Here is a 14,368-nt window from a genome sequence, read left to right as displayed (position 1 = left end):
GGGTGATCATGATCCGGCCCCGGGGCTGTGCGAGACTCGTGCTCGATGATCACCTACTCACAGGCCGCCGTGATCGGGGCGGTACAGGGTGTCACCGAACTCTTCCCGATCTCCAGTCTCGGACACTCGGTGCTGGTCGCGGACTGGGTCGGCGGCAGTTGGCGGCAGGCGAGCCAGGGCCGATCCGGCAGGGGCACAGTGTATCTCGCGGTCGTGGTCGCGATGCACGTGGCGACGGCGGTGGCCCTGCTCGGACACTATCGGCGCGATTGGCTCGCCATCGCGGGCGGTTTCGTGGCGTCGGTGCGCACCGGGCGCGCGGAGACCGTGCCGCAACGGCTCGCCTGGCTGATCATCCTCGCCACCGTCCCCGTCGGCGTGCTCGGACCGCTGCTGGATCACGAACTGCACGCCCTGTCGGTCACCCCGCTGGAGACGAGCGTCGTGCTCACCGCCAACGGCGCGGTGCTGATCGTGGGCGAGGGGCTGCGCCGCCGCAACGAACCGTCGCTCGCGGAGTACGGCCGCCGCTTCGCCCGCCGCCGGGCGCACGGCGGTGTCGCGCTCCTCGACCCGGCGACCCCGCGCCAATCCGACCGTCCCCTGGCGGCTTTGAGCTGGTGGGAGGCGATCGCCATCGGCTTCGCCCAAACCGGCGCGCTGCTCAGCGGTTTCAGCCGCGCCGGGCTCAGCATGGTCGGCGGCCTGTGGCGCGGCCTGGAGAACGAGCACGCCGCCAAATTCGCCTTCCTCCTGGCCACGCCCACCATTCTCGGCGCGGGCCTGGTCGAACTCCCCGAACTGTTCAACCCCGGCATCGCCCCCGCCCGCGGCCCGATCCTGGTGGGCGCGCTCGTCTCCGGCGTCTGCTCCTGGCTCGCGGTGCGCTACCTCGAACGCTACTTCCGCACCCGCACCCTGCTCCCGTTCGCCACCTACTGCCTCGTCGCGGGCGGTTTGTCGATCCTGCACTTCGGCTGAATCACGGTCCCGGCGTCCGGAACGCGCGCCGGTACGCGCCCGGCGTCGTTCCCACCCGGTCGCGGAAGCGGCGGCGCAGGTTGACCGCCGAGGCGAGGCCGACGCGGACGGCGATGGCGTCGACGGGTAGATCCGTCTGCTCCAACAGGTTTCGGGCCTCGGCCACGCGGCGGGCGAGCAGCCAGGCGCCGGGGCTGGTGCCCAGTTGGTCGGCGAAGCGGCGGGCCAGCGTGCGCGGGGAGACGCGCAGGTGCGCGGCCATGTCCTCGACCGTGAGCGGCTTGTCCAGGCGCGCCTCCACCCATTCGAGCAGCCCGTCCAGGGCGTCGGAAGGCGGTGGGGGCGGGGCGAATTGGATCTGACCGCCCTCGCGGTGCGGGGGCAGCACCATGTGCCGGGCGAGCAGCGCGGCGTGCGCGGGGCCGTGATCCTTGCGAACCAGATGCAGGCACAGGTCGATGCCCGCGCCCGCCCCGGCGCTGGTGGCCACGTCGCCGTGATCGACGTAGAGCACATCGGGCTCGACCCGGATCGCGGGGAACTCCCATTCGAGCTGCGCCGCGCGCGCCCAATGGGTGGTCGCCGACCGGCCGTCCAGCAGACCCGTGCGAGCCAGCGCGAACACCCCCGAACAGATCGTCACCAGCCGCGCCCCGCGCGCGTGCGCCCGCAGCAGCGCCCGGCGCACGGCGGGCGGCAACGGCGTCTCCACCGGCAGCCAGCCGGGGATGAGCACGGTGTCGGCGGTGTCGAGCGCCGACAGGTCGCGGGTGACGTTCAGCGCGTATCCCGCGGTCGTCGGCACCGGTCCGGGCCGCTCGGCGCACACCTCGAACTCGTAGTACTGCGGCACCCCGGCCCGGGGTGTGCCGAACACCTCTGCGCCACAACCCAGTTCGAAGGTCGATTGCACCGGCCGCACGAGGGCCACCACACGATGCATGGCAAAAAAGTACCCTATGACGTCTTATCGGACACTGTCCGGACCCCACCGCACGGAGCACGGTAGGAGTCATGCACCCCGAGATCCTCGCCCAGGACGGCTACACCTCGAACACCGCCGCCGACGCCCCGGTCCGCGAACTCTTCCCAGGCGTCCGGCTGCGCACCCTCTGGACCGGACCGAACGGCGCGCACGCCCACCTCCTCGAGATGGACCCCGGCTCCGGATGGCCCCGCCGCGACGTGCACGAACCGGGCCCCGAGGAGGTCTACGTCGTCGCGGGCACCTTCCACGACGGCGCCCGCGACTACGGCCCCGGCACCTTCCTGCACGCACCGGCCGGTTCCTGGCACATCCCCGCGACCACCACCGGCTGCACCCTGTTCCTGTTCTATCCCGAGGGCTGACGGGCCATTCCCGGCGAGGCGACGGTCAGCCGCAGCACGTCGTCGCGACAGGAGAGCACGAGTTCGAACCAGTCCGCCGTCCGGGCGCGCGCGACGACGCCGTCCGCCTCGACCGACGCGTCGACCTTCCAGCCGCGCTGTTCCCAGATCCGCACGAGCACCGGCAGATAGCCGCGCGCGCGATCGGGGGGCGGCGGTTCGAGCCGGAACCGGGCGTCGAGCCGCTCGAACTCCGACACCCCGCCCGCGTCGTCGTCGCAGGGCAGCATCGTCTCGTCCAGCGGTTCCACGCGCAGCTGACCGCCGAGCGCCGTCGACAGTTCGCCGACGAGTTCGTGGATGCGCGCCCGCGCGGTGTCCTCGGTGAGCTTCGCGTTCCACACCACCGCGCGCGCCACCCGCGGCGGCGGACCGGGTGCGGCGACGGGTTCGGGAGCGGTCGCGGGCGGGAAGCCGCGGCTCATCATGTCGTCGAGGGTCGGGCCGAACGGCAGGGGCCGGTCCAGGTTCCCGCCCGCCTCCCAGCCGATGGTCCCCGCGGGCAGATCCGGCGACGCGAAGTAGTACGTGCCGCCCAGCCCCCGCGTGACGAGCATGGCCCGATCCACCGGAATATCCTCGCCCGCTTGCCAATTGCGCACCGGCAGCAGCCCCAGCTCCGCGTAGCTCAGCATGTCGCGCGGCCGGACGGGCCCGAAGGAGACGCGGTCCAGATCGGTGAAGCCCGCGTGCACCGAGGTGAGGAACTCGCGCAGCGCCTCGGGCAGCGCGTCCCAGTGCGCCGGGACGGCGGCGCCGAAGGTGGCGGGATCCCAGCCGATCCGGAACTCGTGCTCCCGGAACCGGTTTCGTATCCCGTAGAGCAACACCCAGTCCCCGCGCAGCAGGCACACCCGCACATCCTCCAGGCAGCGCGCGAGCACCGACGCGAACCTCGGCAGCAGATCGACGACCTCGCGCGGCCACAGCGCCAACGCGGCGGCGCAGCGGTCCCACGCGACCTCGCTGCCCGCGATCCCCGCCCAGCGCGCCGGAACGTGGGCGGCGGCCGCGGACCCGGGCTCGACCAGCAGCGCGGCGCCGGGCCCGAATTCCTGGACCACACGGGCGAATTCGACAGTGTCCACGCCGTCATCCAACCGCATCGCCGGTTCGCCGGGAAACCCCCGAACCGCGAACCGCGGTGCGATCGCGCCCGATCGGCTAGGACGCCGTCAACCCGAAACGCGCGGCGAAGTCCGACATCTGGTCGTGCTGTTCGGCGGCGGTCTCGGTGGTGAGGTTGACCACGACGCGGGTCACGCCGTGCTCGGCGAGTTCGGCGACCCGCTCGGGCGCCAGATTCGCCGAGCCCCACCGGGTGTACTCCAGCGCGGCCGGATCGCGCCCGGCCTCGGCGGCGGCCTTGCGGGCGAGGTCGAGTTGCCGATCGCGTTCGGCCTCGTCGAGCATGCCGCCCGCGAAGTAGCCCTCGCCCCGGCGACCGGCGCGGCGGGCGGCGGCCCGGCTGGAACCGCCGACGTGGATCGGAAGGTCCGCTCCCGCAAGCGGTTTCGGATAACTGCACAGCTTGTCGAAGGCGAAGAACTCGCCGCGATGATCGACGCCCTCCGGCCCGCCCGCCCACAGCAGCCGCAACACGTCGATCGCCTCGTCCGCGCGGCGGCCCCGGCTGCGGAAGTCGACGCCGACCGCCTCGGCCTCGCCGGGCAGCGCGCCGAGACCGATCGTGAGCAGCCGCATCCGCCCCTTGGACAGCACGTCGAGGGTGGCCAGCCGCTTGGCGAGCACGACCGGATGCCGATACGGCAACAGCAGCACGCCCGTCCCGAGCAACAGCCGATCCGTCGCCGCCGCGACGAAACTCAGGCAGTCCAGCGGATCGAAGTACGCCAGCGTCGGCGGCATCTCCCCGCCCCCGTAGTTCGCCCCCGGGTACAACGCGATGTGGTCCTGCACGTACAGCCCCTCGAACCCGCATTCCTCGGCGTGGCGCGCGAACGCGACGAGCCGATCCGGATCGGTCCCGTTGAACGGCGTGCTGTAACTGACGGCGAACTTCACCGATTCTCCTCCGAAAGATAATGCGACAGTTCACATCTCGGCGCGTCATCCGCCGCCGCGAGCTGCCCGCGCAAACGTTCCCGAACATCGGTGAGCTCGGCGATCGCCCCCTCCACCTCGGCCAGCCGACGCCGCAGACTCTCCACCGAATCCGGGCACTCGTCCCCCGACCGATTCCCCGCCCGCAGACAGGTCACGAACGCCCCCGCGTCCGCCAGATCGAACCCCAGCGCCAACAGTTCCCGAATCTTGCGCACGACCACCACCTCCCCCTCGTCGTACACCCGATACCCATTGGCCGACCGCCCCGCCCGCACCAACCCCTGCCGCTCGTAATACCGCAACATCCGAGCACTGATCCCGGCCCGATCCGCCAACTCCCCGATCAACATGCGACCTCCTCACCACACCGACCCCGCCGACGCTAAACCTTGTCATCGATGTCAGAGCAAGCCGTCGCGGCCCCGCACCGTCGCGTCGCACAGCCTGAGGGCCGCGTCGGTGAACAACGGAGCCAGACTCGGCAATGCCTGCGCCCCTTCATGATTCAGGCACGCGCGGATGCGGTCATCGATACCGCCCAGCAGCATGTCGACCATCCGGGGATCGGGCAGCGCGGCCAGTTCCCCGTGCCGCACGGCCGCCCCGGCGACCTCGGTGAGGTAGTCGGCGAACAGCCGATGCACCCGCGCGCGATGCTCGACCAACGGCCCGCCGGCCACCAGCGCCTCCACGTACAACGCCCGGGTGACGGCGGGTGCGGCGGCCAGCACGTCGAGATAGGTCTCGAAGGAGATCCGCACCCGGACGCCGAAATCGCTGTCGTGCCAGCGGCCGATCGCCGCCGTCACCCGATCCAGCGCCCGCTCGACGCCGAAATCGTATGCGGCGGCGAAACATTCGTCCTTACCTGCGAACATGGCGTAGAACGTCCGCCGGGCCACCCGGGCCCGCGCGACGATATCGCCGACGGTGGTGGCCGCGTAGCCGAACTCCCCCACCACGTCCAGTGCCGCCCCGCACAATCGCCGATGCTGCGACGACTCCACCTCCGCGCGACTGAGCCGATGCCTGCCGCGCGGCAGGCGGCCGGCCGTCTCGTCGGTCCGCACGCTCATACCGCCAGGATATGGACAGTCGACCGGTTCAGCAGGACGGGCACGACACCGCACACGTTCGGCGGGCAAAAACGTTTGCCAGAAGGTAGCCTATCGATCGACAAGACGGTCGTCCGTCCTGTCCACCTGTCACACCACGGCAGAGAAACGAGCACCTATGGCGACGATAGGGCAGTTGAGGGCGGCACTGGCGATCCTGGGCGCCGAGGTCGACGAGGTTGCCGAGCAGGTGTGGGGCCGAGAGCTGGCGGGCACCGACACCGCGGGGGTCGAACACGCCATGCTCGCGGGTCTGCTGTACCGCACGCTCGGCGCGGAACTCCGCCGGGCGCTCAGCGAGGCGCCGGATCTGGGCGGCCTGTCCGACCGCGCGGGCGCCGCGGGACCGAGCGGCGTCGCGCTGCGCGACGAGAATCCCGCCGCCCAAGCGCATTTCGAGGCGTACTGGCTCACCGACCGCGTCGCCCAGGTCTACGACGCCGTCGATCGGGTGCCCCCGCCGCTGGCCGCGGCGGCCTATACCGCGGAGGTCACCCGGGCGCTGCTGCGCCTTCATCTCGACGGCGCCGCGGGACGGCCCGACGGCGAATACGCCCAGTGGGAAACGATTCTCGAACAGCTCGACCGTGCCCGGGCGCTGGCGCGGTCCGCCCACGCGGCGGGTGAGACCGCACCTCAGGGGGTTTCGACCGCGCCGGACTGACCGGCCGCCCGCTCCCGCTTGCGCAACACCGAATGGCGTACGCCGTAGGTGAAATACAGCGCCAGCCCCACGACCATCCACACGAGGAACCGCAGCCAGGTCTCCACCGACAGGTTCAACATCAGCCACACGCAGGCGATCACGGCCAGGATCGGCACCAGCGGAACCAGCGGCACCCGGAATCCGCGCGGCAGGTCCGGCCGCGTCCGCCGCAGGATCAGCACGCCGATCGAGACCAGCACGAAGGCGAACAGCGTGCCGATGTTGACCATCTCCTCGAGCGTGCCGAATTCGACGAAGCCCGCCAGCACCGCGCACACCACGCCGACGATGACGGTGATGCGCACGGGCGTGTCCTTGCGGCCGGTGCGCGCCAGCCCGCGCGGCAGCAGCCCGTCGCGCGACATCGCGAACAGCACCCGGGTCTGCCCGAGGTACATCACCATGACGACGGTGGTGAGCCCGGCCAGCGCGCCGATCGAGATGATGTTCTTGGCCCAGTCCACGCCGTGGATCGCGAAGGCGGTCGCGAGAGTGGCGTCGCCACCGGACAATTCGGTGTAGGGCACCATCCCCGTGAGCACCAGCGAGACCGCCACGTACAGCACGGTCACGATGAGCAGCGAGCCGATGATGCCGCGCGGCACGTTGCGCTGCGGGTTCTTGGTCTCCTCGGCGGTGGTGGCGACGACGTCGAAGCCGATGAACGCGAAGAACACCAGGCTCGCCGCGGCCAGCAGCCCGTACCAGCCGAAGGTGCTGTTGCCCGCGCCGGTCAGCCACGAGAACAACGACTGATGCACGCCGGACCCGCCCTCGCCCGGCTTGGACGGCGGGATGAACGGCGAGAGGTTCTCGGACTTGAAGTAGGTCAGCCCGACCACGAGCACCAGCGCGATCACCGCGAGTTTGATGGCGACCGCGATCGCCGACACCCGCGAGGACACCTTGGTGCCGACGGCCAGCAGCACGCCGAGCACGGCCAGCAACAGCACCGCGCCCCAGTCGAAGCTGACCGACCCGAAGTGGACGATCGGCGTGCGCGACCCCATCACCTCGCCGAGGTACTGCGACCAGCCCTTGGCGACGACCGCGGCGGAGAGGGCGAATTCGAGGATGAGGTCCCAGCCGATGATCCAGGCGGCGAGCTCACCGAAGGTCGCGTAGGAGAAGGTGTAGGCGCTGCCCGCGACCGGCGCGGTCGAGGCGAACTCGGCGTAGCACAACGCGGCCAGCCCGCAGGCGACGGCGGCGAAGACGAAGGCGAGCGAGACCGAGGGACCGGCGACGGTTCCCGCGGTGCGCGCGGTGAGCGTGAAGATACCGGCGCCGACGACCACGGCCACGCCGAAGACGGTGAGGTCGACCGCGGTGAGATCCCGCCGCAGTCTCGAGTCCGGGTCGTCGGTGTCGCTGATCGACTGCTCTACGGATTTGGTGCGGAACAACGCGCTGGCCAACCTCTTACTCCTCCGTTGTAGCTGCCCCCCGCTCGACCCGCCTGCGACATAGTATTGCCCGGTTCGCCCGCCGAGATGCACCAGGTCGGCAAAAACTGTCAGCGGAATTCGGCCGTCATCGGGTCAGTCGTTCGATGCGCCGGGTGAACGCGCGTCCGTCGGGCGAGGCCGCCCAGCGCAGGCGGTCGGAAAGGTGTCGGCGGTAGGCGATTTCGGCGTTCTCGTGGTTGGGGCGCGGGAGGACCGAGAGGAAGTAGTCGATCTCGGAGAGTTCGTAGGCGACGTGGCAGAGCGGGAACAGTTTCGGCAGGGCGTCGCGTTCGCCGGGGGTGAGCGGGCGCGTTTCGCGGTAGGCGGCGAGGAAGGCCGCGAGTTGGTCGGCGCGCACGCGCGCGGGGCCGCCCGCGGGCAGCGCGAGCCAGTCGACGGCGAAGCGTTCGACGGCGACGGCGAGGTCGAAGACGGCGGTGGTGCGGTTGGCGAGGCCGAAATCGAAGACCGCGGTGATCTCGTCGCCGGACCAGAGCAGGTTGGTGGGGTGCCAGTCGTTGTGCGTCCAGAGGGGTTCCAGGTCACCGAGTTCTATTGGCGGCCAGGCCAATTCGGTTCGCCAAGATTTGCTCGCCAGGAACGCGGCGAGCGCCGGGCGGGCGGCGGCGTAGGTCCTCGCCGTGGCGATCGGGTCGGTGCAGATCGCGGGGGTCAGGGGGCGGACGGGACGGGCGGGCGCGTCGTAACCGGCTGCGGCGCGGTGCATTCGGCCCAACATCCGTCCCGAGGCGGCGGCGTGCGCCACGGACAGGTAGGGCGTCCAGGAGAACACCCCGCGGTACGGATCCGACCCCGCCCCGCGCGTCTGCATCTCGTAGGAGAAGCCGTCCCGGGTCCACGACCGCACCTCGGGCACCGGAATGCCCTGTCGCCGAAGGTGATCCATGAACCGGTGCTCCTCGGCGAGCGCCGCGCCGTCGCGCAGCGCCATCGGCACGCGCTTGACCACCACCCGAGACCCGTTCCCCATCCGTACCCGGGCCGTGGTCGACAGGGGTCGGGGACTGCGCCACTCGATCTCGACGGCGCCGTCGATCTCGTCGAGAGTCAGTGGCGGGTAATCGGGTTCGGCCACCGGGTCGGCGCCCATGCCCCAGACCCATTCGCCGTCCCGGCCCACCCCGGCCCTACCGTCCCGTCGTTCCGGCGCGCCGGCGCTCCACCATCACCAGGAGTCCGGTGACCGCCCCGGCGACGAGGAACGAGAACAACGACGCCGACGACCAGCCGCCCGGACGCACCCCCACCGCGTCCTGCACCCGCACCCAGAACCGGGCCCACCACGTCACCGATCCCGGATTGAACAGCTGATACACCGCGAAACCCAGCACCCACGGCAGCACCATGAGCGGACGCGCGGGCGCGTGCTCCGACAGATCCCACCCCCGCCGCCCACGGCCGAGGAAGTAGTCCACCACCAGCACCGCGCACAACGGCACGAACACCGACCCGATGAGCAACAGGAAGTTGGAGAATCCGGTGAAGTCGTGCACCCCCAGGGCCAGCACGGTCGCCAGCGCCCCGACCGCCCCGGCGAGAATCCGCCGATCCACGCGCGGCAGCAGATTCTGCAACGACATGGCCGTCGAGTACACGTTCGCGAACGACTGATCCGACTCCCGCAGCACCAGCACGGCGAAGAACACCCAGCCCGCCGCCACCCCGAGGAAGGTGTCGAAGATCCGCTCCGGGTCGCCGCCGACCTGGAGCAACGCGACGATGCCCAGCAGATAACACCAGATCTGTCCCACCGAATAGCCGAGCAGCGTCGCCCCCGACGCCGCGGCCGCCGAGCGCGCGTGCCGGGTGTAGTCCGCGGCCAGCGGCACGAACGAAACCGCAACGGCCAGAGCGGTATCCACGGCCGGGAAGAATCCGCTCCACGAGGTGTCCGGGCTCGGGGGCAGCGGATGCCGCAGCAACTGCACGGTGAAATACAGCATCGAGATCGCCACCGCGACGGTCACGTACTTGCGCAGGATGTGCAGCACCGACAACGGCCACACCGCCATCGCGGTGCACAGCATCCCGGCCGCCACGATCACCGCGACCCGCGGCAGCGCGCCGTGCGTCAACGCCCGCACCCCACCGGAGATCACGGTCAGCTCGTACACGCCCCAGCCGACGCACTGCACGATATTGGCGACCGTGGGCACGTACGACAGGCGAGTTCCGAACAGCCCCCGGAAGTTCGCCATCGCGGGCGCCCCCGTGCGCGCGCCCACCGCGCCCGCGGCCGCGACCATCGCTGTTCCGATCACCGTCCCCAGTACGGTCGCCAGGATCGCGGCGAGCACCGGCAACTGCGGCGAATCCCCCGGCCGCAGGACGAACAGCGCCCCGGTGAATCCGATGAGACTGACCCCGAGATTCACCCAGAACGCCGTCTGATCGGCGAAGGAGAGGCTGCGTGGGGGTTCGGTGGTGAGCGTGAGGGGCGCCTCGGCGTTTCGAGCCCGCCGCTGCTCGCGAGTATCGGCCATAACCCACCCCATGCTAGGTCACGGGCGGTGCCGTCGCGGACGTGGCCCGGCGTGGTGAACTGGTGGAAATACCGATTGCCGAGATCGAATATACGTCTGATTCACAATGTGTTATATCACTCTCGCAATCGGGTCGAATTGTGAGATTTTTCAGCTTGTTCGGCACCTCGGCGAATACAGGAAATGGTCGGAGTTACCGTTTATCCACTTCGACGTTCAGGCGTCGGAGAACCATTTCCCCGTGATCATTAATTCTGCAAAGAGGCAGCATGATGAAGCGAACCCAGAATCGGAAATTACTGCGTCTGGCGATCTTCGCCAGCACATTCGCGCTCACCGTCGGCGCGTCCGGCGCGCTGGCCGGCGCCGAACCGGCCGCGCCGAGCTCGACGACCACGACCACGGCCGCCCCGCCCGCCGCGGCCGCACCCGCCGCGGACGCGGGCACGTCCTCGCTCAGCGCGCAGAAACAGCAGCTCATCGACAAGATCGCGAGCGGGCTGAAGGACAAGTCGAAGCAGCCGGTCGCCGATACGGGGGGAAGTTCGGCGTCGGACACCAAGGGGTCCGGGCCCGAGATGTCGGCGTTCCTGGCGGCGTTCGGGTACTCGCTGCTCAACCCCGACGTCGCCCCGCCCGGGGTCAACGATTGGAGCTGTAAGCCCAGCTCGGCGCATCCGCGGCCGGTCGTTCTGGTGCACGGCACGTGGGCCGACGCCTACGACACGTTCGCGTACATGAGCAAGCCGATCAAGGACGCGGGTTTCTGTGAGTTCGCCTTCAACTACGGCCGTTCCGACCTGATCAACGGGGGCGGCGCCGGTTCGCTGCTGCCCGGCGCGTACGGCACCGGCGATATCCCGACCTCGGCCAAGCAATTGTCGACCTTCGTCGACCGCGTCCTGTCCGCCACGGGCGCCCCGCAGGTCGACATCATCGGCTGGTCGCAGGGCGGCTCGATGACGAACTATTACACGAAATACGAAGGCGGCGGCACGAAGGTCAAAAACCTCATCACCTACGGCGCCACCCATCACGGCACCACGCTCGACGGAATCGGCGCTCTCGGCCGAGCCATCAACAATTTCGGCATCGACGTTCTCGGCCCCATTTCCCTCGTCGTCGGAGTCTCCGGAATCCAGCAGACCGTCGGCTCGGATTTCATCAACAAGCTGAATGCCAACGGCGACACCGTCTCCGGCATCAACTACACCGTCGTAGGCACCCGCTACGACGAGATCACCACCCCCTACGACTCCACCTTCCTCACCGCGGGCCCCGGCGCGACGGTCCACAACATCACCCTCCAGGACGACTGCGGCATAGACCTCTCCGACCACCTGACCATGATGTACTCCCCCCGAGCCCTCTCCATCGCCCTCAACGCCCTGGACCCGACCAAGTTCCCCAACCTGAAATGCTCCCCCAACCCCTGGCTGATCGGAGGCGGCGGCCACCCGTGATGTGAACCCGTCCCGCCGGGCCGTGCCAACGACCCGGCGGTTCGGCATGCCCTCGATGCTCCGGAGCTAGGATGAAGTGCCGCCGGAGCAGAGAGGTTCGAGCCATGAAGCGTCCCGCTGTCACCAAGGAAACGATCAAGCGAGTGGCGCGCAGCTCGACCAAGGCATCCGCCAAGCTCGAACGCCGGATCGTTCCCCCCAACTACCAGCGTTCCGAGCGAGTGGAGAAGTTCCTCGCCGAGCACCGGTCCCGGACCGGGAAGTGATGGAGCCTGGCTACGGGGAGACGCCCCTCGCTCACGAAGAGGCCGAGGCCCTGCAACCTTCCATTCGAGAGGCGTTGGGCGAACCGATCAGCAAGGCTGAGATCTACGATATCGAGCAACAACTCCAAACAGAGACCACAACGAACCTCCTGGCCGAAATCCTTTGTGATGCAATCACGTTGGATGATCTACTCACCGACTTCTTCATCCGTGACCTCCACTTCCGCTTGTACGGCGATCTTTGGCAGTGGGCCGGGAGGTTCCGCGTCCGGGAGATGACCATCGGCATCGCACCTGAACAGATCGCATCGGAACTGAGGAACACACTCGACAACATCCGCTACCGTTGGCAGCACACCGACGACTGGACTCCACGACAGCTGGGCATTGTCGTGCACGCGGAGACGGTGCGGATCCATCCCTTCACCGACGGAAATGGCCGGACGACAAGGCTTCTCGGGGATCTGGTGTTCACCGCCGCGCAAACCGGCGAGACCCTGCAACGGTACGACTGGGACCTCCACAAACGGACTTACATCGATCTCCTTCGGAAGTTCGACGAGCATCGCGATCCTCGCGAGCTCGCCGCGTTCGTTCCGGTGTGCCCGTTCGGTGACTAAGGTTCACCGACGTCTTCCCACGTCCGTTACCCTCGGCGTCCGAACCACGACGAACAGGATGACGCGATGCCCGAGATCACCCCCACCCAAATCCCCAACACCCACCAGGACCTCCTCACCCGCCCCCTGTTCGCCCACCTCTCCACCCTCCGCGAAGACGGTTCCCCCCAAACGAATCCGATGTGGTTCGCCTGGGACGGCACCCACCTCCGCTTCACCACCACCCGCACCCGCCGCAAGTTCCGCAATGTCGAGGCCGACCCCCGCGTCTCCCTCTCCATCAACGACCCCGACCAGCCCTACCGCTACCTCGAGGTCCGCGGCGAGGTCACCGCGGTCGAATCCGACCCCACAGGCGAGTTCTTTCTGTTCCTGGCTCGGCGCTACGAGATGCCGATCACCGAGGCACCGGCCGATGCTCCGGATCGGGTCGTGCTCGTCGTGACGCCCACGGGGACCAGCGTGCAATGACGGAACGAACCTCGGACGTCGTTACGATCGTCCGGTGGTGATGATCCTGCTGACAGGGATGTCCGGGACGGGGAAATCCACCGTGCTGAAGTCGTTGTCCGAGCGTGGTTTTCGCGCGGTCGACACCGATTCCGGGGGCTGGATCGACGAGCCGGACGGTACCGAACGCCGGTGGCTGGAGGATCGAATCGCGGCCCTCCTCGCCGCGCACGAGCGATCGGGGGAAGCGCTGTTCGTCGCGGGGACCGTATGGAACCAATACGTGTTCTACGAACGATTCGACTACGTGGTCCTGCTCAGCGCGCCCGTCGAGGTGATGCTCGAACGCATCGCCGCCCGCGAATCCAACCCGTTCGGCAAGACCGCCGAGGAGCGTGAACGGATCATCGCGGATACGGCGGAGGTGGTGCCGATGCTCCGGGCTGCCGCGACCGTCGAGATCGATACCAGCACCGCGCATCTCGACGATATTGTCGGTCGACTGGTCGAAATAAGCGGGATCCCTAACGGAAGGCGGAGGCGTGGGCCTCGGCCCACTCCCTGAACGTGTGCGGGGCCCGGCCCAGCACCTCCTGGACCGTCGGACGCACGATGGACTCGTCGATCGCGCCGTTGACGTAGAAGTCGAAGAAGGCGTCCACGTATTCGACCGGAGTGTCTCGCAGCATCTCCGTGCGCGCCACGTCGTCGCTGAGGCCCTCGCAGACCAAGGGGCGGTCGGTGACCTTGGCCAGAACGGCGACCTGTTCGGCCGGGGTGAGGGCCTGCGGGCCTGTGGGCCAGAGGATTTCGCCTCGATGGTCGCCGTTTCGCAGGACCGCCGCCGCCACCTCGCCGAGATCCTCCGGATCCAGCACCGCCGTGCGCACCGCCGGGAACGGAGCTCGCACGACGTCGCCCGCACGCAACTGCGGTAGCCAGCGCAGGGCGTTCGACGCGAAGGCGCAGGGGCGCAGGATGGTCCAGGCCGTGTCGGTTTCGGTGACCTCCTGTTCGGAGGCCATCATGTAGCGGGTGACGGCGTTGGAGGTGTCGCCGGTTCCGGCGGAGACGCCGGAGAGCAGCACGATGTGCTCCACGCCGGCGGCGGCCGCCGCGCGGGCGAGGCCGGGGTATCCGGGGAGCAGGAAGGCCGCTCGGACGCCCGAGAAATCCAGGGAGTCGGGTGAACGCAGGTCTCCCGCAACGACTTCCACGCCCGCGGGCAGCGCGGCGCGTTCCGGGTTCCGTACCACCGCCCGCACCGGTTCCCCGGACAAGGCCCGTACCACTTCCGCACCGACGTTGCCGGTCGCTCCCGTAACCAGAATCATGCGTCGATCCTCCCAGGACACCGGC

At 69.1% G+C, this 14,368-nt stretch carries 17 protein-coding genes; 8 read left to right on the top strand and 9 right to left on the bottom strand.

The window, feature by feature from the left end; genetic code table 11:
- Positions 1-45: 45 nt before the first annotated feature.
- Positions 46-981, top strand: a complete 936-nt coding sequence (locus ACFYTQ_RS20950) for an undecaprenyl-diphosphate phosphatase (protein ID WP_387363240.1) — start codon at positions 46-48, stop codon at positions 979-981.
- A 1-nt stretch (position 982) separates the two neighbouring features.
- On the opposite strand, the gene ACFYTQ_RS20945 is transcribed toward ACFYTQ_RS20950, so the two are convergent.
- A complete protein-coding gene (locus tag ACFYTQ_RS20945; protein ID WP_387363237.1) occupies positions 983-1,924 on the bottom strand; it encodes a GlxA family transcriptional regulator in 942 nt (313 codons plus the stop codon).
- Between the two features lie 71 nt (positions 1,925-1,995).
- On the opposite strand from ACFYTQ_RS20945, the gene ACFYTQ_RS20940 reads away from it, so the two are divergent.
- On the top strand, positions 1,996-2,331 hold the full coding sequence (locus tag ACFYTQ_RS20940; protein WP_387363234.1) for a cupin domain-containing protein: 336 nt from the start codon (positions 1,996-1,998) through the stop codon (positions 2,329-2,331).
- On the opposite strand, the gene ACFYTQ_RS20935 is transcribed toward ACFYTQ_RS20940, so the two are convergent.
- The 4 genes from ACFYTQ_RS20935 to ACFYTQ_RS20920 form a co-directional block, all read right to left on the bottom strand.
- Positions 2,316-3,458, bottom strand: coding sequence for a hypothetical protein (locus ACFYTQ_RS20935; protein WP_387363231.1), 1,143 nt, complete (start codon positions 3,456-3,458; stop codon positions 2,316-2,318). The genes ACFYTQ_RS20940 and ACFYTQ_RS20935 overlap by 16 nt on opposite strands.
- A 76-nt stretch (positions 3,459-3,534) precedes the next feature.
- Positions 3,535-4,395, bottom strand: a complete 861-nt coding sequence (locus tag ACFYTQ_RS20930) for a TIGR03619 family F420-dependent LLM class oxidoreductase (protein ID WP_387363228.1) — start codon at positions 4,393-4,395, stop codon at positions 3,535-3,537.
- On the bottom strand, positions 4,392-4,787 hold the full coding sequence (locus tag ACFYTQ_RS20925) for a MerR family transcriptional regulator (RefSeq protein ID WP_387363225.1): 396 nt from the start codon (positions 4,785-4,787) through the stop codon (positions 4,392-4,394). Before ACFYTQ_RS20925 ends, ACFYTQ_RS20930 begins: the two co-directional genes overlap by 4 nt.
- A gap of 51 nt (positions 4,788-4,838) precedes the next feature.
- Positions 4,839-5,513 (bottom strand): TetR/AcrR family transcriptional regulator, encoded by a 675-nt coding sequence (locus tag ACFYTQ_RS20920; RefSeq protein ID WP_387363222.1) that lies wholly within the window; start codon positions 5,511-5,513, stop codon positions 4,839-4,841.
- 157 nt (positions 5,514-5,670) lie between these two features.
- On the opposite strand from ACFYTQ_RS20920, the gene ACFYTQ_RS20915 reads away from it, so the two are divergent.
- On the top strand, positions 5,671-6,216 hold the full coding sequence (locus ACFYTQ_RS20915) for a hypothetical protein (RefSeq protein WP_387363219.1): 546 nt from the start codon (positions 5,671-5,673) through the stop codon (positions 6,214-6,216).
- Here ACFYTQ_RS20915 and ACFYTQ_RS20910 read toward each other — a convergent pair.
- The 3 genes from ACFYTQ_RS20910 to ACFYTQ_RS20900 form a co-directional block, all read right to left on the bottom strand.
- Entirely contained in the window at positions 6,189-7,676 is a 1,488-nt protein-coding gene (locus ACFYTQ_RS20910; protein ID WP_387363216.1) for an amino acid permease, read from the bottom strand. The two genes, ACFYTQ_RS20915 and ACFYTQ_RS20910, sit on opposite strands and share 28 nt — an antisense overlap.
- A 115-nt stretch (positions 7,677-7,791) precedes the next feature.
- Positions 7,792-8,817, bottom strand: a complete 1,026-nt coding sequence (locus ACFYTQ_RS20905; RefSeq protein WP_387363212.1) for a phosphotransferase enzyme family protein — start codon at positions 8,815-8,817, stop codon at positions 7,792-7,794.
- Positions 8,818-8,854: 37 nt separating this feature from the next.
- Entirely contained in the window at positions 8,855-10,210 is a 1,356-nt protein-coding gene (locus ACFYTQ_RS20900; protein WP_387363210.1) for a purine-cytosine permease family protein, read from the bottom strand.
- A gap of 272 nt (positions 10,211-10,482) precedes the next feature.
- Between ACFYTQ_RS20900 and ACFYTQ_RS20895 the strand changes: the two genes are divergently transcribed.
- The 5 genes from ACFYTQ_RS20895 to ACFYTQ_RS20875 all read left to right on the top strand — a co-directional run bounded on the left by ACFYTQ_RS20895 (position 10,483) and on the right by ACFYTQ_RS20875 (position 13,574).
- Complete coding sequence (locus ACFYTQ_RS20895; RefSeq protein ID WP_387364227.1) at positions 10,483-11,673, top strand: esterase/lipase family protein; 1,191 nt, start codon at positions 10,483-10,485, stop codon at positions 11,671-11,673.
- Between the two features lie 104 nt (positions 11,674-11,777).
- The gene (locus tag ACFYTQ_RS20890) at positions 11,778-11,939 is read left to right on the top strand and encodes a hypothetical protein (protein ID WP_387363207.1); all 162 of its coding nucleotides are present in this window, start codon (positions 11,778-11,780) and stop codon (positions 11,937-11,939) included.
- A complete protein-coding gene (locus ACFYTQ_RS20885; protein WP_387364224.1) occupies positions 11,939-12,559 on the top strand; it encodes a Fic family protein in 621 nt (206 codons plus the stop codon). Before ACFYTQ_RS20890 ends, ACFYTQ_RS20885 begins: the two co-directional genes overlap by 1 nt.
- Before the next feature lie 66 nt (positions 12,560-12,625).
- Complete coding sequence (locus ACFYTQ_RS20880) at positions 12,626-13,030, top strand: PPOX class F420-dependent oxidoreductase (RefSeq protein ID WP_387363204.1); 405 nt, start codon at positions 12,626-12,628, stop codon at positions 13,028-13,030.
- 40 nt (positions 13,031-13,070) lie between these two features.
- Entirely contained in the window at positions 13,071-13,574 is a 504-nt protein-coding gene (locus tag ACFYTQ_RS20875; protein ID WP_387364221.1) for a dephospho-CoA kinase, read from the top strand.
- On the opposite strand, the gene ACFYTQ_RS20870 is transcribed toward ACFYTQ_RS20875, so the two are convergent.
- The gene (locus ACFYTQ_RS20870) at positions 13,534-14,343 is read right to left on the bottom strand and encodes an NAD(P)H-binding protein (protein ID WP_387363201.1); all 810 of its coding nucleotides are present in this window, start codon (positions 14,341-14,343) and stop codon (positions 13,534-13,536) included. The two genes, ACFYTQ_RS20875 and ACFYTQ_RS20870, sit on opposite strands and share 41 nt — an antisense overlap.
- Positions 14,344-14,368 lie beyond the last annotated feature (25 nt).

Source organism: Nocardia sp. NPDC004068, from assembly GCF_042874315.1.
Taxonomy (GTDB): Bacteria; Actinomycetota; Actinomycetes; order Mycobacteriales; family Mycobacteriaceae; genus Nocardia.
This window is presented reverse-complemented; position numbering and strand designations above follow the sequence as displayed.